The organism is Bifidobacterium sp. LH_419, from assembly GCF_056356955.1.
On sequence record NZ_JBKEVG010000001.1, the window covers coordinates 121,351 to 139,705 of the forward strand.

An 18,355-nucleotide genomic window follows, 5' to 3' on the forward strand; every position below is an offset into this window, starting at 1 on the left:
GCAACGAAAGAGGCCCGACATGACACGAACCGCAACGAGGAGGACCAGAAGAATCCGCCGTGCCATCACGGGCATCGCGGCACTCGCCGTCGCCGTGGGGCTGGCCGTGGCGTGCGTGGTGGTCAAACCGTGGACGTTCGTCGGGCATACGACCGGCATCGGACGCGCGGCGTCGGCCGCGAAGGTCGATGTGACCACGCTGCGCACCCAGCCGGTCGTCAAGGGCGTCCTCGACGCCGAGACCCGACTGGGAGGGACCCTGCAGTACGACGCGTCATCCGACTTCCAGCCGGCCACCGGCGTCATCACCCGACTGCCCACGCCCGGCACCGAAATCGCCACCGGGCAGCAGGTGTACGAGATGAACGGCACACCCGTGCCGCTCTTCCACGGCGAGCGGCCCTTCTGGCGTACGCTCCAGGTGGATGCGCCGGACGGCCCGGACGTGACCCAGCTCGAACAGAACCTCGCGGAACTCGGATTCTTCGCCGGAACCATCGACGGCCACTTCGACTGGCTGACCCGTGAGGCTGTCCGCCAATGGCAGCGTTCGCTCGGCCTGGCCGGCGACGCCGCCAACGGCGTGTTCGAGCCCTCCTCCGTGGTGCTGGCGCCATCGGCGCCGATCCGCGTCAAGACCGTGACCGCGAGACTCGGAGACAGGGACGCCAGCCCCGGCAGCTACACGGGTACGGCCCTGCACGTGGAGGCCACGCTGACCTCCACGCAGGCCGCCACCTTCAAGGCCGGCGACAAGGTGCAGGTCATCATGCCGGACAACACGACCATCGACACCACGCTTACGGCGGTCGACCAGGGCGGCCAATCCACGGGCAAGGACGGGCAGGTCACCCCGCCCTCCGCGCGCGTCGACTTCCCCGACCAGACCCAGGTGGCGCGCTTTGGCACGACATCGGTGCAACTCATCATCCCGAATACGGCGGATTCCAGGCAGGCGGGCTCCGGCGAATCGCTGATCGTGCCGGTGACCGCGATCATCGCATCCGCGGGCAACACGTACGCGGTCGAAGTGGTGCGCGGAGACACGGTCACGCGCATCCCCGTCGAAATCGGGCTGGTCGCGAACGCGCGGGTCCAGCTGACGAAGGCCGACGGGCTCGAAGCCGGCGACAAGGTGGTGGTGTCATGACGGGCAGCGGAACGGTACGGCCATCGACCATGCCGGCGCCGCTCCTCACCTTGGAGCGGGCGACGAAAAGCCATCCCGGACGGGACGGCGAACCATTGGAGATCCTGCACGAGACATCCCTCTCCATCGGTCACGGGGAGCGCATCGCGATCGTGGGGCCGTCCGGTTCGGGCAAATCGACGCTCCTGTCGCTGCTCGGCACGCTCGACATGCCCACCAGCGGCACGTTGCGCTACGACGGCGACGACGTGGCCGCGATGGGGGAACGGAGACGCAGCATGCTGCGGGCCGCGCGAATCGGCTTCGTATTCCAACAGTTCCACCTCATCCCGACGGTCTCCGCGCTGGAGAACGTGACGACGGGACTCCAATACACACCCACGCCCCGCGCAACGCGCAAGGCACTCGCGATCGAGGCCCTGGAACGCGTCGGACTGAAGGAACGCCTCCACCATCGCCCATCACAGCTCTCCGGCGGCGAACAGCAGCGCGTGGCCATCGCCCGCGCCCTCGCCAAACGGCCGGACATCATCTTCGCCGACGAACCCACCGGCGCACTCGACACCGCCACAGGACACGCGGTCATCGACCTGCTGCTCGAAGCGGCGGACGACGGGGCGAGCCTCGTGATCGTCACGCACGATCCCGACATCGCGACCCGTTTCCCGCGCCGCCTCCACATCCAGGACGGCAACGTACGGGACGACACCCCACAAGACGACTCCATGACGGGACCGACGGAAAGGGAACGACCATGAACGACCGCACCCGGTCCACGCGGCCAATCGGCACTCGCATCATGGACCTCCTGCACACGGCATGGATCGGCGCGACCGGACGGACATCACGTACGACGCTCGCCACACTGGGCATCGCGCTCGGCGTCGCCGCATACGTGGCGCTGTCCGGCATCGCCGCATCAAACCAGGCGGCGCTGCTCGCACGACTCGACGCGCTCGGCGCGAACCTGCAGGTGATCACGCCGGGACAGGACGCCGCACGACAGCCGATCCCATTGCCTCAATACGCGCCGAAGACCATCGCCCGCCAACCACAGGTCGAACAGGTCGGCGTCTTCGACACCCCACCGGAGAACGCCCGGATCTTCAAGAACGAATTCGTACCCAAATCCAACGGCAACGCGCTGGCGTTATCCGTCATGAGACCAGGCGCCCTCGACGCCCTCGGCGCCTCCCTCGCACAAGGCCACGGCATCGACACGGACAACGAGAACCTGCCCGTCACGATCCTCGGCTCCGAAGCCGCCTACCGCCTCGGCGTGACCACGACCGGAGACCGCATCCTCATCGACGACGCATGGTACGGCGTCATCGGCATCCTCGACCCGATGCCGCAAGCGCAACACCTCGACTCATCCGTGATCATCGGATCGAAATACGCGAAAACCCACTACCCGGACCAAACGCAAACCATCAGCCGAATCAGCGCCATCTACGTACGCACGAAACCCGGCGACGCGGAGACGCTGCGCCGCATGATCGCCCACGCGGCGAACCTCACCGGAACCGGCGTGACCGTCAACGCGGCCGCCGACCTATCCGAAGCCCGCAACGCCACCGACGACTCACTGACCGCACTGGGACTCATGATCGGCGCGATCGCACTCGCCATGGGAGGAATGAGCATCGCCAACATGATGATCGTCACCGTGATGGAACGCCGCGGCGAAATCGGACTGCGCCGCGCACTCGGCGCGACCCCCGGCGCCATCCGCATGCAATTCCTCACCGAAGCGGCACTGCTCTCCACACTCGGCGGATTCGCCGGCGTCCTGCTCGGCGCAGGAACGGCGATAGGCGTCGCACTATCCACACGACAACCAATCGCACTGGACTGGACATCCCTGCCGACGGCATGGTGCGCCGCCATCCTCGTCGGCGCGCTCGCCGGCATCCATCCAGCTTCCCGAGCGGCGCGGTTCACCCCTACGGCGGCGTTGCGCGGCGACTGACGGCGACGGCATCACGGAGCCGCGGCGGCGCGGCGGTACGCCGGTGCGGGGGAGCCGGAATGCGTCCCCCATGCCCGGAATGTAGGACGCGCGCGCCGGTTGCGGACATGGTTGGCCTATGGTGGCGCATGGTCAGACTTCAGACATTCAAGGGAGGACCATGTCGGTACTGGACGAATTGGTGGCGGGCGCGCTGGAGGACCAGCAGGCCCGTGAGCGCACCGTGTCGTTGGAGGACGTGAGGAAGGCCGCGCTGGCGGCCCCGGCCCCGATCGACGCGAAACGATGGCTCAAGCGCGCCGACGGCATCCCCGTGATCGCCGAGATCAAGCGCGCCTCCCCGTCCAAGGGCCACCTGAGCGACATCCCCGACCCGGCCGCGCTGGCACGCGAATACGAGCGGGGCGGCGCGAGCGCCATCTCCGTGCTCACCGAGGGCCGTCGCTTCCTCGGATCCCTCGACGATCTCGACAAGGTGCGCGCCGCCGTGCACATCCCGGTGCTGCGCAAGGACTTCATCGTCACCGACTACCAGATCCTCGAGGCGCGCGCGCACGGCGCCGACCTGGTGCTGCTCATCGTCGCCGCGTTGGACGACGCGAAGCTGAGGCACCTGCTCGACCTGGCGCACGAGCTGGGCATGACCGTGCTCGTCGAGACGCACACGCGCGAGGAGATCGAGCGCGCCATCGCCGCCGGCGCGAAGGTCATCGGCATCAACGCGCGCAACCTGAAGAACCTCAGGGTCGACGTCAACAAGTACGCCGAACTGGCCGACGACCTGCCCCACGACGTGATCCGAGTCGCCGAATCCGGCGTGTTCGGCGCGGTCGAGGTCGAGGACTATGGCCGGGCCGGCGCCGACGCGGTGCTGGTCGGCGAGGGCGTCGCCACGGCGGACGACCATGAACTTGCGGTTGAACGACTAGTGAAGGCAGGAGCAAGAGTGAAAGCATCAGAAACCACCCCATTGAGCGAACACCACGGCCCGTACTGGGGCCAGTTCGGCGGCCGATACGTGCCCGAGGCGCTCATCACCGCGCTCGACGAGCTGGAGCGCGTCTACGACGAGGCCAAGAAGGACCCCGAATTCCACAAGGAGTTCATGACGCTGCAGCAGCGCTATGTGGGCCGTCCCTCGCCGCTGACCGAAGCGCCGCGCTTCGCGGAGCTCATCCGCGAGAAGACCGGACTCGACGCCCGCGTCTTCCTCAAGCGCGAGGACCTCAACCACACCGGCGCGCACAAGATCAACAACGCGCTCGGCCAGGCGCTGCTCGTCAAGCGCATGGGCAAGACCCGCGTGATCGCGGAGACCGGCGCCGGCCAGCACGGCGTCGCCACCGCCACCGTGTGCGCGATGCTCGGTCTCAAGTGCCGCATCTACATGGGTCAGATCGACGCCCGCCGCCAGGCCCTCAACGTGGCGCGCATGCGCATGCTCGGCGCCGAGGTCGTCGAGGTCACGCTCGGCGACAAGATCCTCAAGGACGCCATCAACGAGGCGTTGCGCGACTGGGTCACCAACGTCAAGGACACGCACTACCTGCTCGGCACGGTCGCGGGCCCGCATCCGTTCCCCGAGATGGTGCGCGACTTCCAGAAGATCATCGGCGAGGAGGCCAAGCAGCAGCTCAAGGACTGGTACGGCATCGACCATCCGGACGCGGTGTGCGCGTGCGTGGGTGGCGGCTCCAATGCCATCGGCGTGATGAACGCGTTCCTCGACGACGAACGCGTCAACCTGTACGGCTACGAGGCCGGCGGCAACGGCCCCGAATCCGGCAGGCACGCCATCCGCTTCGCCCCTGGCACCGGCCAGCTCGGCATGTTCCAGGGTGCCAAGAGCTACCTGCTGGAGACCGACGAGGGCCAGACGCTCGACACGTACTCCATCTCCGCCGGCCTCGACTATGCGTCCGTCGGCCCCGAGCACGCGTGGCTCAAGGACATCGGCCGCGTCAACTACTCGTGGGCCACCGACGAGGAGGCGATGAACGCGTTCCGCGACCTGAGCCAGACCGAAGGCATCATTCCCGCCATCGAAAGCTCGCACGCGGTCGCCGGCTCCTTCAAGGCCGCCGCCGACCTCAAGGCGAAGGGCTACGACAAGGCCGTGATGATCATCAACATCTCCGGCCGAGGCGACAAGGACATGGCCACCGCCGGCAAGTGGTTCGGCTACCTGACCGACGACCAGGCCGCCGCGCTCGAAGTGACCGGCGCGCACGGGAACACGGTCGCCTGAACGGCGACGGATGCACAGCATCAGGAGGAGATTTTCGATATGACAAACGCAGCAACCACGCCCTCCGGCCAGCCGCTGGGCATCAGCCACCGGCCCAGCCCCACCGAGGCCATGTTCGCGAAGTTCAAGGCCGAGGACAAGCCGGCCTTCATCGGCTACCTGCCGTACGGCTTCCCGGACCCCGAGGTCTCGCTCGACGCCTTCCGCACGATGGTCGAGCACGGCGTCGACGCGGTCGAGATCGGCCTGCCGTACTCCGACCCGGTCATGGACGGCCCGGTCATCCAGGCCGCGTCCTCCATCGCCCTGAACAACGGCGAGACCATCCGACGCGTCTTCGAGGCCGTGGAGACCGTGGCCAACGCCGGCGGCGTGCCGCTCATCATGAGCTACTGGAACCTCATCTACCACTACGGCATCGAGAAGTTCGCCCGCGACTTCGAGAACGCGGGCGGCGCCGGCCTCATCACCCCGGACCTCATCCCGGACGAGGCGGGGGAGTGGATTGAGGCGTCCGACCGTCACGGGCTCGACCGTATCTTCCTCGTGTCGCCCGACTCCGCCGACGAGCGTCTCGAAGTCGTCGCGAGGAACGCGCGTGGCTTCGTCTACGCGGCCGCCCGCATGGGCGTCACCGGCGAACGCGCGAGCATCGACGCGTCCCCCGAGACGCTCGTCGCGCGCACCCGCAAGGCGGGCGCGAAGAACGTGTGCGTCGGCATCGGCGTGTCCACCGCCGAACAGGGCGCGAAGGTCGGCTCCTACGCGGACGGCGTGATCGTCGGCTCGGCACTTGTGCACACGCTGCTCGCCGACGACAACCGTTCGCCGCGCGACACCGCCGAAGGCCTGAAGCTGCTCGCCGCTAAGAGCGAGGAGCTCGCCGCGGGCATCCACGGGGCGCGCGCCTGACGTCCGCCGTTCCGCACGGGCGCGTCGGATCCACGGCGCGCCCGTCGTAGGATGAGAGCGATGAAACCCATGAATCTCGCATACATTCCCTCACCGACGTTCTCGAAGTTCCAGATCGGACCGGTGACCATCCGCATGTACGCGGTGTGCATCCTCATCGGCGTGTGCTTCGCCGTGTGGATCCTCACCCGCCGTTGGAAGCGCGTGGGCGGTACCTTCGACCAAGTGCTCGACACCACGCTCGTCGCCGTGCCCTCGGGGCTCGTCGGCGCGCGCCTGTACCACTGCATCACCACGCCGTCCGCATACTTCCCGCCCACCGGCAGCCTCGTCAATATCCTCAAGGTGTGGGAGGGCGGCATGGCCATCTTCGGCGGCATCGGCGTGGGCGCGCTGGCCGCGTTCCTCTGGTGCCGCCACAAGCGCTACCCGTTCGCCCTGCTCGCCGACTGCCTCGCCCCGGGGCTTCTCGTTGCGCAGGCCATCGGCCGTCTCGGCAACTGGTTCAACCAGGAGCTGTTCGGCTGGCCCACCACCCTGCCGTGGGGACTGAAGCTCAACGATTCGGCGGACGCGATCGGCAGCACCGAAGTGTGCTACCAGGGGACCGCATGCCCTTCCGGCACGCTGTTCCACCCCACGTTCCTGTACGAGATGATCTGGAATCTCATCGGGGCCGCGCTCATCGTATGGATCGGACGCAGGTTCGCCGACCGGCTCAAGGCCGGCCAGCAGTTTGCCATGTACATGATCTGGTACGGCCTCGGCCGCACATGGATCGAGAACGTGCGCATCAACTACTCCACCGTGATCCTGGGCCTCAGGACCAACGTGTGGACCGCCATCCTCGTCTTCCTCGCCGGATGCGTCCTGTTCGCCGCGCTGCACCGCGTCGGACGGGAGACGTCGACGCTCGCCGCCCGTCTCACCGCGGTCACCGCGGACGAACTCGAACGGCAGCGCCAGACCGAGGAACGTTCCGAAGACGAACGCACGAGGAACGACGACTGAACATCCGCCCCGTCCGGCGGCGCAACGCTCCCGGACGCCGGCCATAGTCCCATTTGATGGATAAGGTATGGAACCATGAAGAAGATTGAAATCGCCCCCAGCATCCTGTCCGCCGACTTCTGCAACCTTGAGCGCGACCTCAAGGCGATCGCCAACGCGGACCTCGTCCACGTCGATGTGATGGACCATCACTTCGTCCCGAATCTGACGCTCGGCGAGCCGATCGTCAAGCGCATCTGCGAGGTCACCGATTTGCCGGTCGACGTGCACCTCATGATTGAGGACCCGGACCGCTGGGCCCCCGAATACGCGCGTCTCGGCGCCTCCTCCGTGTCCTTCCACATGGGCGCCACCCACGCCCCGGTCCGTCTCGCCCGCCAGTTGCGCGACATGGGCTGCAAGGCCTGCTTCGCCGTCCGTCCCGCCGAGCCGGTCGAGCCGATCTTCGACATCCTCGACGAGTTCGACATGATTCTCATCATGACCGTCGAGCCCGGCTTCGGCGGCCAGAAGTTCCTCGACAACCAGATGTCCAAGGTCCGTCGCCTGCGTGACGAGATCACCCGCCGCGGCCTCGACACCAAGATCCAGGTGGACGGCGGCGTCAGCCCGAAGACCGCGCACATCGTGGCCGAGGCCGGAGCCGACGTGCTCGTGGCCGGCTCCGCCGTGTACGGCGCCGACGACCGCGCGGCCGCCATCGACTCCATCCGCGAGAAGGCCGCAGCCGCGTACCGCGACTGAGCGTCGACACGCACGGTTTTCCCGCGGGATTCCATATTCCGAAACCAAGAAGAAAGCATCACAGACACATGAAGACGTTCGAATCGCTGTTCGCCGAACTGAGCGAGAAGGCCAAGACCCGTCCGGAAGGCTCCCTGACCGTCGATGAGCTCGACAAGGGCACTCACTTCATCGGCAAGAAGATCGTCGAGGAGGCCTCCGAGACCTGGATTGCCGCCGAATACGAGGGCGCGGACCGCACCGCCGAGGAGATGAGCCAGCTGCTCTACCACGTGCAGGTCATGATGATCAAGCACGGTCTGAGCCTCGAGGACGTCTACAAGCACCTGTGACTGTTTCTGCGGCGCGGGCGATATAGCCCGCGCCGCATCCATGACTAAGGGGAAAACCATGCTGAGAATCGCCGTGCCCAACAAGGGCATGCTGTCCGAACCCGCCTGGAACATGCTGGCGGAGGCGGGCTACCGTCTGCGCACCAACTCGCGTCAGCTCGTCGTCGAGGATCCGGACAACGACATCGAACTGTTCTACCTGCGTCCGCTCGACATCGCCGTGTACGTGGGCCGCGGCACCATCGACTGCGGCATCACCGGCCAGGACCTGCTCAAGAACTCCGGCACCGCCGCGCTCGAGCACATGCCGCTCGGCTTCGGAGCCTCCACGTTCCGCTTCGCCGCGCCGAACGGATCCTCCTTCTCCAAGCTGGAGGACATCGACGGCAAGCGCGTCGCCACCTCCTTCGACAAGCTCGTGCACGACTACCTCGTCGACCACGGCATCAACGCGGAGACCATCCATCTGGACGGCGCCGTCGAATCGTCCGTGCAGCTGGGCGTCGCCGACCTCATCGCCGACGTCGTGTCCACCGGCACCACGCTGAGGAACGCCGGCCTGCGCATCTTCGCCGACCCGATCATGCACTCCGAGGCGTGCCTCATCCGCTCGCCGCGACTGGACGAGAAGGACGAGCGCCTGACCATCCTGAGCCGTCGTCTCGAAGGCGTGATCACCGCGCAGCGCTACGTGCTCATGGACTACGACATCCCCGTGTCCAAGGTCGCCGCCGCCATCGACGTGACCCCCGGCTTCGAAAGCCCCACCATTTCGCCGTTGCACGATAAGCAGTGGAACGCGGTGCGCGTCATGGTGCCCAAGGCGAAGGTCAACCAGCTCATGGACAAGCTGTACGACGTGGGCGCGCGCGGCATCATCGTGACCGCGCTGACCGCGTCGCGCATCTGACCCACGCGGGCGACGACGCCATAATCCCCATACGACCAGAGGCAAACGAAACACCGACAGCATGACCGAACGCAACACCAAGTCGACCTACAGCCCGGAACCGCGCGACATCTATCTCACGATTCCGAACCTGCTCAGCCTGTTCAGGATCATCTCGATTCCGTTCATCGCATGGCTGATGTCGAACCACGAAATGGTGAACGCCCTGATCGTGCTGGCGGTCTCCTCACTCTCCGACGGATTGGACGGCATCCTCGCCCGCAGACTCAATCAGGTGAGCAAGATCGGCCAGATTCTCGATCCTCTGGCCGACCGCTTGCTCATTCTCTGCTCGATCATCGCGCTCGGCGTCGCCGGTATCATCCCATGGTGGATGCTCATCGTCATCGGCATACGCGACCTGTTCATGGCCATCCAGGTGCTGTGGCTCGCGCAATACGGTTATGGCCCGCTGCCCGTGCATTTCGTCGGCAAGACCGGCACCGCATTGCTCATGATGGCGATCGTCTCGCTCACCATCGCCGACCTCGGCACCGGGTCGCTGTTCCGTCTGCTGCATCTGGCGGCGCTGGCCACCGGCATCTGGGGCGTCGCCATGTACTGGCTCGCCGGGTACATCTACTTCCGCCAGGGAGTCACCGTGCTGCGCCAGGAGCTGCCGCAACGGCATGAGCAGCGAGAGCGCGAACGGCGTGAGAAGGCCCGCGCATGAGCGTGGACGAGCCGGTGCCGGCATCATATCCAGCGGGGAGAGGAACGGACGGAGCGCCGACAAGGCGTCGTCGTTCGGCATTCTCCCACGCGTACGGGGGACTCCTATCCCACCATACCGCCCAGGCAACGGCTCCGCTGAGCGAGCGGGAACGCCGCCGACGCATCCGCCAGGACGATTCCTTGAGACTCATCGACGATCTGACCAACCGTCCGCTCGACCCGATCTATCTCGATTCGAACCTCGCCACCCACCGCGAATCGCCGATGATGATGTGGGTGACGCGCGTGGTCTGCTTCATCGTCTGCATCGGCGTCGGATTCCTCGGCAGCCTGTTCGTGCAGCAGCTCCATTCCGATCCGCGCAAGGCGGTGAGGGCGTCGCTCGCCGCCGAACTCGAATCCTCGCAGAAGAACGTCGGCAAGCTCACCGGCGAGGTGAACACGCTGCGCGGCCAGATCGAACGGCAATCGAAACGTCTCGACGTCGCCGGCTCCACGCAGACCGTGTTGGACGACGAGATGGCCAGCGGCCAGGTGAAGGTGACCGGCGAGGGCGTCACGCTCACCGTATCCAACCCGATCGCCGCCTCCAATGGCTCCACGAACGGCGCCACGCCGCGTGAATCCTCCGGCGGGCATCTGCGCGTCGTCACCGACGCCGACCTGCAGCAGCTCGTCTCCCTGCTCTGGCAGTCCGGTGCCGAGGCGATCGCGGTGAACGGGCATCGGCTCGGCATCCAGACCTCGATCCGCACCGCCGGCGGCACGATCCTCATCGGATTGGACGCGGTCGACAGCCCGTACCGCATCGAGGCCATCGGGGACAGGACCGCGCTGTCCCAGGTCGCCGATCCCGACAGGCTTGGGACCCTGTATGACGCCTACAAGGACGCCGGCATCACCCTGCAGATGAAACAGTCGAAGTCGATTACACTGGAAGCGGCCGTAGTCGGAGACATCAGCTACGCGAGGAAGGCGAAGTAATGGCAGCAGTGCTCGGACTGATCATCGGCGTGGTGATCGGCGTGTTCGTCCAACCGGACATTCCCGTATGGATACAGCCGTATCTGCCGATCATGGTGGTGGCGGCGCTTGACGCGCTGCTCGGCGCCGCGCGCGCCTATTTCGAGCGCCGCTTCTCCGATCGCGTGTTCATCATTTCGTTCTTCGCGAACGTCATCACCGCCACGCTGCTCGTCCTGCTCGGCAACCAGCTCGGCGTCGGCTCGCAGCTGCAGACCGCCGTCATCGTCGTGCTCGGCATCCGCATCTTCTCCAACGTGTCCGCCATCCGACGGTTCATCTTCCGAGGCTGACATGGCGAGACGAAGCAGGAAACCCGCACGGAACGGCGGGAACATCATCGGCGAGATGAAGGCGCGCGACGCCGCCGAGAAACGCAACGATTCGTTGGAGACCGGATCGTTCCCCCAGGTCGGCAAACGTCGGGACGGCAAACGTGAGCTCGGCGGGGCCGGACTGAAGACCAAACTCGCCTCGACGCTGCTCGTCGTGCTCATGTGCGCCCTCCTCGGCTTCGGCTACATGACGCAGATCAACAACACGCAGTCCACCTACGAGACGATGAGCGAGGACGAGCTCGTACGCCTCATCAACGAGACCAGCACGCAGGCCACGAACCTCGAACAGCGCAAGAACGAACTCACCAGCCAGCTCACCAGCCTCAAGGCCGCCGCCGACCAACGCGACCAGGCCGAGAAGATCGCCAAGCAGAACGAAGAGACCAGCGGCATCATCTCCGGTAGGCTGCCCGCGCAGGGGCAGGGCGTGATCATCCGCATCACCAAGGGCACGAAGCAGAGCATCGACGCAGCCACGCTGTTCACCCTCATCGAGGAGCTGCGCAACGCCGGCGCCGAAGTCATCTCCATCGGAGACGTGCGCGTCGTCACCTCCACCTCGATCGTCAAAGGCGACGATGGCAAGCTGCAGTGCGACGGCGTCACGCTCGACACGCCGTATGTGGTGCGTGCCATCGGCAATCCGGGGGACCTGCAGAACGCGGTGAACATCGCGGGCGGCATCGGCTCCAGACTCAAGGTCATGTACGGTTCACGCGTCACCGTCGAACAATCCGACGACGTCGTCATCAACGCCGTGCGCGGCGAAAAGCAATATAAGTACGCAAGGACGGTAGAATAGGAAACCATGACAGAACCAATTCCCAGCGCAGGCGAGACGACCATCATCGGTCTGCCCGCAATCACCATTCCCGTAACCGCGACCGGCGACCGTCCGCTCACCACGGAGGATCTCGACACCATCGCCCGACTGTCGGAGGGCACGGCGCTGCTGATCTCCACGCGAGGCGCGGTGTCCGGCTCCCGTTACCTGCTCGATGAGGACGAGGTGACGGTGGGGCGCGACCCGCGTGCCGACATCCTGCTCGACGACTCCACGGTCTCGCGTTCACACGCCGTGTTCCGTCGCACCGGGGGAGTGTTCACCGTCGTGGACGCCGGTTCCCTGAACGGCACGTACGTGAACCGCCAGCGTGTCGACCAGGCCACGTTGAAGAACGGCGACGAGATCATGATCGGCAAGTTCCGTCTCGTCTTCTTCACGAAGTCGGCCGTCATCTCCTGACGATGGTCCACAGGGCGTAGCCGGGCACGGGAACAAGCGAGGGGAGTGACGATGGACGAGGATGATCGTCGGCTTCATCTGCACGTGCGACTCGAGGATCGTACCGATCTCAATGAGGACGCCGTACAGGGGGAACTGTTCGCCACTCCCGACGACGAGGACATCATGCGCGGCTACCGTGGCTCCATCGCATCCAAGATCGCCGGCATCACCTACCGTCAGCTCGATTATTGGGCGCGCAAGCAGATTCTGGAACCGTCGATTACGCCATCGCACGGTTCCGGATCACGCCGTCTCTACTCGTTCAAGGACGTCGTCATCCTCGCCGTGTCCAAGCGTCTGCTCGACGCCGGCGTGAACCTGCAGAACGTGACCACGGCGATCAGCTTCCTCACGCAGCGTTCCGTCGGCCAGCTCGAGCACATCACCATCATGTGCGACGGTCAGCACGTGCACGAATGCACCACCAGCGAGCAGATGCTCGACCTGCTGCAAAGCGGCAAGGCGGTGTTCGCGGTATCGGTCGGATCGCTGTGGCACCAGATCAGAGTGGCGTTGGAAGGGGAGGACTACGTCGATCTGACGAAGGCCCCGGCCAAACGCTCCACCGGTCGCCCCATCGATGATCTGACCGCTGCGCGCATGCGTAGGAAGATCCAGGAGCGGCGTCTCCAGCGGGAGCAGGAGTCCGCGCGGCGCTGAAGCCGTCGTATACGTAGTGGAGAATCAATCTGGCATGACTACGTTATGTCAGATTCGTTGTATTTCGGAGCCGATACCCGGTATTACGACATTCAGGGGGGCCTCATGGTGGACATCCTTCCAGCGGCGCTGTGGTGCGTCGACGTGGTGCTTTCGCTCAACATCATCGTGATCTGCCTGCGTCGAGGCGGCCTGCTGAAACGGTATGCGGGCGGCGTGGCACGGGTGAGCTGGCCGGTGACGATCGCGCATGTGGCATCGGCGCTGTTGGGGTTGACGCCGTATCTTGCGTTCACCTGGTTCGCCGATGGCGGATTCGATCCGGACGTACGTGATTTCTACGTCAGGTACGGTTGGCCGTCCGCAGCCGTGGTGATCCTGCTGATTCTCGTGCAGCTCGTATGCCTGTACCTGCAGGCGAGACGCGCGATGATGAGCGAGATGGATGCGCGGCTGCACCGCGCGAAGCGGAAGTGATCGGGGGAGCGTCCGACGGGGGCGACAATTGGGGATTGCGGCATGAATGTCGGATGATGAGGCATGCCGGGGTACACGCGTACATTGCTAATCTGACATAACGTACATTATCGGATAATTGAGGATAGATATATTGCGGTGCCTTCGCAGGCACGCGCGCCCGCATATACGCCACGCATGCCGCCTGTCGCACCCGTGGTCCCCGTTTCGCCTTTGTCGTTTCCCTATTCGCATCGCGCTGATTGTGATTTACGGCACTACATAAAACGGCGTGCGTGAATATTCAACCGAATATACAGTCGAGTGAATATTCACGCACGCCGTCCGAATAATGAACTTACTTCGCGAAGTACTCGTTCACTGCGTCTCGCAATTCGGACACGTGGTCGATGATGCGGTAGCATCCATGTTCGGCCAGCTCGCCGGGTTCGGCGTAGCCCCAGCCGCAGCCCAGGCAATCGAGCCCGCACGCCTTGGCGCCGTCCGCATCGGTCCAACGATCGCCGACCATCAGCGCACGGTCGCCCGCGGCGGCGTCGAAACCGATGTTCTCGAAGCAGTACCGGATGACCTGGTCCTTGTTGATGCGCGAGCTGTCCTTGCTGGCGCCGTAGATGCCGGACACCAGCGGCGTGACGCCGAAGCGTTCGCAGATCGGCTTGGCCTGGTACTCGGGCTTGCAGGTGGCGACAGCGAGATAGTACCCGTCCTCGTCGCGCAGCTTGATGAGCTGCTCGGCGATGCCGTCGAATAGCTTGTTGACGTAGCATCCGGAGACTTTCTCCCCCGGGTTGTTCGGATCGTCGAACACCTGCTTGTTGCCGTAGTAGTCGCGGTAGGTCTCCACGGCGAAGTCGAGCCTGTCGTCGGGCACGTGGTTGAGCGTGAGCGACGTGCTGATGGCCGGGCCGACGAAGCGATGCAGTGTCTCGTCGTCGGGCACCGCCATGCCCAGCGCCTTGAACGTCTCCGTGACGGCGGCGAGGATGCCGGGTGCGGAATCGGTAAGCGTGCCGTCCAGATCGAGCAGGACCACGTTCTTCGGATGTTCGGCCATTGGTGCCGCTCCCCCTTTGTCGTGCGTAATGATGGTGTTGCCTTTGACTACGTATTATGCCCGGTCGAGTTGACCGGGCATGAAGTTCAGGTGTCGTTCACCTGCATCACTCGTAGTCGGGAATCCAACCTTCGCGATGCATCTTGAGACGCTTCTCCAGAAGCTCCTTGAGCTCCTCCTCGCTGCGGCGTTCGAGCAGCATGTCCCAGTGGGTGCGGGTGGGCTTGGCGATTTCGTTGGCGGAGGCGTCCTCGCCTTCACGGTGGGCGGTGGAACCGCAACGGCACTCCCACTCGTCGGGAATCTCCGCGCCTTCCGCGAACGGCAGGATCGTGCGATGCCCGTTCGGGCAGACGTAGGCGACTTCCTCACGTGCGGCGAAATCGACGTTGCTGTCGGATTCCAGCGATTTCGCACCGATGCTCATACCACGCAGACTGCGTTCGGCCATAGTACGGGTTCCTCCTTGTTTTTCGACATATCCACATTACGCAACAGTTCGGACGTGGCGGTTATTCCATGCCCATCGCGACACCGCGTACATCGCGGGCCGGGCGCATGGCACCGGTCGTACCCGTCAGTCGACGCCCGAGTACGCGACGACGCCGCGGTTGACCATATCCGCCGCGAGACGCGCCCGATGCGCGAGATCGGCGTGCCCCGTACCGATGTACGGTTCGGCGGACGCGATCTGGTGCAGGATGTCCACCAGACGTTTCGCGTTGCGAACGAAATCGCCGCCGGTGAGTTCGGTGCCGTGCAGCACGTCGGCGAGGTCACGGCCGTCCGCCCACTCATACATGACGTCCAGGATTCCGGCGTCGACATCGGGCAGCGGGTCGAGTCCATGATCCTCGCACGACATGTCGATTTGGTCGCGCAACGCCTTGAGCTCGCCCGCCGCGACGGCGATCGGACCATGGATGGACCCGGGATAGTACCGTGGTTCTCCCCCGCCGCCGCGTCTGGCCTCGTAGACCAGCGAGGAGAGGACCGCGGCGAGTCCCGCGGGTGGCAGCAGGTCCAGCGCGCCGGTGAGGATCGCCTGGGCGAGCACCACGTCGAGTTCGCTGTACAGGTGACGCAGCAGCTGGCCGCTTTCGGTAAGTCTCAAATCGCGACCATGCGTCGAACCGGCGTCGACCTCCTCGAGATAGCCGAGCCCGGTGAGGATGTCGCAGATGCGGTCGAACTGGCGTGCGACCGAACCGGTGCGTGAGTCGTACCGTTCCCTGACGCGTTTCAGCTCGCGCATCTCGCGCATCCAACGATGCCCCCATTTGAGGTGCTGCTGCAGGTCGGGGCACTCCCGGCACGGGTGATGCTGATCGGCCTTGCGCAGTTCGCCGATACGGCGGTCGAGATCACGGAACGCCTCGGACCGCTCCTCATCGGAGCGGAACACGGTCCGCTTCAGCCGGTTGCGTTCGGTCTTCTCCAAATCGCTCAGTCGCATGCGCAGATTCATGAATCCGCGGAAGTCCCCATGGTCGCAGGCGAACGCCTTCTCATACCCTTCGATGGCGTGTTCGAGCGTGTCCATCTGCGATTCCAGCTGCCACGCGGAGGCGTTCGCCTCCCACTGCGCGAACGAATGGTCAAGCGTCACGCGCGAGGTCTCGTAGTCGCTGGAGTTCAGAAGATTCACCGCCATGTTGAACGTGGCCTTGAAGCTGGAGTGCAGCGGATAGACGCGCTTGCTGGACAGCGCGGCCGCCGTGGCCGGCACGAACCCGTGATGGTCGACGACGATGGCATGGCCGATGGTGTCGATGCCGCGTCGTCCCGCACGGCCGGTCAACTGGGTGAACTCCCCCGGCGTCAGCGCGACGTGGCCGGTGCCGTTGAACTTCTCCAGCTTCTCCACGACGACGCAGCGGGCCGGCATGTTGATGCCCAGGGCCAGCGTCTCCGTGGCGAACACCATCTTGACGAGCCCCTCCTCGAAGAGCCGTTCGACGATTTGGCGGAACAGGGCGATCATGCCCGCATGATGCGAGGCGAAGCCCTCTTCGAGCGCGAACCGGAACCGGGAGAAGCCCAGCGCCTTGAGATCGGCCTGGGAGAGCTGCCCCTCCACCATTTCGTCCACGATGTGGCGGATGCGGTGCATCTCCTCTTCGGTGGTGAGCTCCAGACCGGCGTTGATGCACTGTTCGACCGCCTGATCGCAGCCGTTGCGGGAGAAGATGAAGTAGATGCCCGGCAGCATGTCGAGATAGTTGAGCTCGTCCACGACCGCCCAACGTCGCGGCACGTGGCGTTCCGGCTTGCGCGCGGGCGCGCCGTTCCGGCCGCGTCCACCGCGTGGATCCCCCCGGCGACCGTGCCTGCGCGGGCGTTCCTCGCCTTGGCGTCGCGCCGCGATGCGGTCGAACTGGTCGAGTCTGTTGGCGAGTTCCGAGTTGAGTTTGGGGGTCTGGTCGCCGTCGCCTCCGCGACGGTACAGGTCGATGATCTCGGGTTCGGTGCGGTCGTCCTTCTGCACGATCACATGCTGTTCCAGCGGCACGGGCCTTTTCTCGGATACGACGAGTTCGGTCTCGCCACGCACCGAGGAGATCCACTGGCTGAAATCCTCCACGTTGGACACCGTCGCGGACAACGCCACGATGCGTACCCGCTCCGGCAGGTGGATGATGACCTCCTCCCACACGGGACCGCGGAACCGGTCGGCGAGGTAATGGACCTCGTCGAGGATGACGTAGCGGAGCGCGTCGAGCGTCGTCGAATGCTCGTACAGCATGTTGCGCAGGACCTCGGTGGTCATCACCACGATGTCCGCTTCCGAGTTGATGGAGGTGTCGCCGGTGAGCAGGCCGACGCGATCCGCGCCGTAGACGTCGACGAGGTCATGGTATTTCTGGTTGCTCAGCGCCTTGATCGGCGTGGTGTAGAACGCCTTGACGTTATGCTCCTGAGCGAGGAAGACGGCGAAATCCGCAACGACGGTCTTGCCGGCTCCGGTGGGTGCGGCCACGAGCACGTTGCGGCCGGCTTCGAGGGCTTCGTTCGCCTGCTTCTGGAAATCGTCCAGTTCGAACGGCAACGTGCCGGCGAACCGTGCGGCGATCCCCGCCTGCCGCTGTTGCCGCTTACGGAACGCCGCGTATCGGGCGGAGGGCGATGATGCCCGTCCGGCGTCGTCGTTGCGGCTGACGTGGTTCGTATGGTGCTTCGAGGCCATGATCGTGTCTACAGAGCGTCCTTCCATCGCTTCCATGCCTGCACATGACGGTCACGCGTCGCCTGACGGCGCGCGATGACTTCGGCGTGGGCGTTCTCATACCGTTCGGCCGCGACCTGCAACGGCTGGGTGAAGATGGGCTTATCGTCTTCGGAGGAGATTTCGACCGGCTCTCCCATGGCGGCCAGCCGATCGGTCACCTGCTCCCCCGTGCGCGAGATGGTACGCAGGGCGGCCATGCCATGACGGAATGCATAGACGCCGCCGATGACGATCATCGCGAGCATGAACAACACCAGCAACAGCCAAACCCACCAAGGCATGGTGACTCC

General features: G+C 65.1%; 20 protein-coding genes. 16 read left to right on the top strand and 4 right to left on the bottom strand.

The window, feature by feature from the left end:
• The first annotated feature begins 19 nt into the window (after positions 1–19).
• The 16 genes from AC1AYX_RS00620 (at position 20) to AC1AYX_RS00695 (ending at position 13,779) form a co-directional block, all read left to right on the top strand.
• Positions 20–1,150, top strand: coding sequence for a peptidoglycan-binding protein (locus AC1AYX_RS00620; protein WP_476501684.1), 1,131 nt, complete (start codon positions 20–22; stop codon positions 1,148–1,150).
• Positions 1,147–1,908: an ABC transporter ATP-binding protein gene (locus AC1AYX_RS00625; RefSeq protein WP_476501685.1), complete on the top strand. Its 762-nt coding sequence runs from the start codon at positions 1,147–1,149 to the stop codon at positions 1,906–1,908. Before AC1AYX_RS00620 ends, AC1AYX_RS00625 begins: the two co-directional genes overlap by 4 nt.
• Positions 1,905–3,122 (top strand): ABC transporter permease, encoded by a 1,218-nt coding sequence (locus AC1AYX_RS00630; RefSeq protein ID WP_476501686.1) that lies wholly within the window; start codon positions 1,905–1,907, stop codon positions 3,120–3,122. Before AC1AYX_RS00625 ends, AC1AYX_RS00630 begins: the two co-directional genes overlap by 4 nt.
• A gap of 160 nt (positions 3,123–3,282) precedes the next feature.
• The gene (locus AC1AYX_RS00635) at positions 3,283–5,370 is read left to right on the top strand and encodes a bifunctional indole-3-glycerol phosphate synthase/tryptophan synthase subunit beta (RefSeq protein WP_476501687.1); all 2,088 of its coding nucleotides are present in this window, start codon (positions 3,283–3,285) and stop codon (positions 5,368–5,370) included.
• Positions 5,371–5,409: 39 nt separating this feature from the next.
• Complete coding sequence (gene trpA, locus AC1AYX_RS00640) at positions 5,410–6,282, top strand: tryptophan synthase subunit alpha (protein ID WP_476501688.1); 873 nt, start codon at positions 5,410–5,412, stop codon at positions 6,280–6,282.
• Between the two features lie 69 nt (positions 6,283–6,351).
• Entirely contained in the window at positions 6,352–7,293 is a 942-nt protein-coding gene (gene lgt / locus AC1AYX_RS00645) for a prolipoprotein diacylglyceryl transferase (protein ID WP_476501689.1), read from the top strand.
• A gap of 75 nt (positions 7,294–7,368) precedes the next feature.
• A complete protein-coding gene (rpe, locus tag AC1AYX_RS00650; protein WP_476501690.1) occupies positions 7,369–8,037 on the top strand; it encodes a ribulose-phosphate 3-epimerase in 669 nt (222 codons plus the stop codon).
• Positions 8,038–8,105: 68 nt separating this feature from the next.
• The gene (locus AC1AYX_RS00655; RefSeq protein ID WP_034528235.1) at positions 8,106–8,369 is read left to right on the top strand and encodes a phosphoribosyl-ATP diphosphatase; all 264 of its coding nucleotides are present in this window, start codon (positions 8,106–8,108) and stop codon (positions 8,367–8,369) included.
• Positions 8,370–8,427: 58 nt separating this feature from the next.
• A complete protein-coding gene (hisG, locus tag AC1AYX_RS00660; RefSeq protein ID WP_476501691.1) occupies positions 8,428–9,279 on the top strand; it encodes an ATP phosphoribosyltransferase in 852 nt (283 codons plus the stop codon).
• Positions 9,280–9,340: 61 nt separating this feature from the next.
• Positions 9,341–9,991, top strand: coding sequence for a CDP-alcohol phosphatidyltransferase family protein (locus tag AC1AYX_RS00665; RefSeq protein ID WP_476501692.1), 651 nt, complete (start codon positions 9,341–9,343; stop codon positions 9,989–9,991).
• A complete protein-coding gene (locus AC1AYX_RS00670; RefSeq protein ID WP_476501693.1) occupies positions 9,988–10,977 on the top strand; it encodes a DUF881 domain-containing protein in 990 nt (329 codons plus the stop codon). The genes AC1AYX_RS00665 and AC1AYX_RS00670 overlap by 4 nt, the downstream gene beginning before the upstream one ends.
• Positions 10,977–11,309, top strand: coding sequence for a small basic family protein (locus AC1AYX_RS00675; RefSeq protein WP_101623019.1), 333 nt, complete (start codon positions 10,977–10,979; stop codon positions 11,307–11,309). The genes AC1AYX_RS00670 and AC1AYX_RS00675 overlap by 1 nt, the downstream gene beginning before the upstream one ends.
• Before the next feature lies 1 nt (position 11,310).
• Positions 11,311–12,156 carry a DUF881 domain-containing protein gene (locus AC1AYX_RS00680; protein ID WP_476501694.1) on the top strand — a complete coding sequence of 282 codons (846 nt, stop codon included), beginning with the start codon at positions 11,311–11,313 and terminating at the stop codon, positions 12,154–12,156.
• Between the two features lie 6 nt (positions 12,157–12,162).
• Entirely contained in the window at positions 12,163–12,600 is a 438-nt protein-coding gene (locus tag AC1AYX_RS00685; protein WP_476501695.1) for an FHA domain-containing protein, read from the top strand.
• A 51-nt stretch (positions 12,601–12,651) separates the two neighbouring features.
• Complete coding sequence (locus tag AC1AYX_RS00690) at positions 12,652–13,302, top strand: MerR family transcriptional regulator (protein WP_476501696.1); 651 nt, start codon at positions 12,652–12,654, stop codon at positions 13,300–13,302.
• Positions 13,303–13,407: 105 nt separating this feature from the next.
• A complete protein-coding gene (locus AC1AYX_RS00695; RefSeq protein ID WP_476501697.1) occupies positions 13,408–13,779 on the top strand; it encodes a hypothetical protein in 372 nt (123 codons plus the stop codon).
• Positions 13,780–14,116: 337 nt separating this feature from the next.
• Here AC1AYX_RS00695 and AC1AYX_RS00700 read toward each other — a convergent pair whose 3' ends face one another.
• The 4 genes from AC1AYX_RS00700 to AC1AYX_RS00715 all read right to left on the bottom strand — a co-directional run bounded on the left by AC1AYX_RS00700 (position 14,117) and on the right by AC1AYX_RS00715 (position 18,346).
• Positions 14,117–14,836, bottom strand: coding sequence for an HAD hydrolase-like protein (locus tag AC1AYX_RS00700; RefSeq protein WP_476501698.1), 720 nt, complete (start codon positions 14,834–14,836; stop codon positions 14,117–14,119).
• 106 nt (positions 14,837–14,942) lie between these two features.
• The gene (locus AC1AYX_RS00705; RefSeq protein ID WP_034528258.1) at positions 14,943–15,287 is read right to left on the bottom strand and encodes an RNA polymerase-binding protein RbpA; all 345 of its coding nucleotides are present in this window, start codon (positions 15,285–15,287) and stop codon (positions 14,943–14,945) included.
• Positions 15,288–15,413: 126 nt separating this feature from the next.
• Complete coding sequence (locus tag AC1AYX_RS00710) at positions 15,414–18,023, bottom strand: DEAD/DEAH box helicase (protein WP_476502018.1); 2,610 nt, start codon at positions 18,021–18,023, stop codon at positions 15,414–15,416.
• Positions 18,024–18,031: 8 nt separating this feature from the next.
• Positions 18,032–18,346 carry a hypothetical protein gene (locus tag AC1AYX_RS00715; protein ID WP_476501699.1) on the bottom strand — a complete coding sequence of 105 codons (315 nt, stop codon included), beginning with the start codon at positions 18,344–18,346 and terminating at the stop codon, positions 18,032–18,034.
• Between the last annotated feature and the right edge of the window lie 9 nt (positions 18,347–18,355).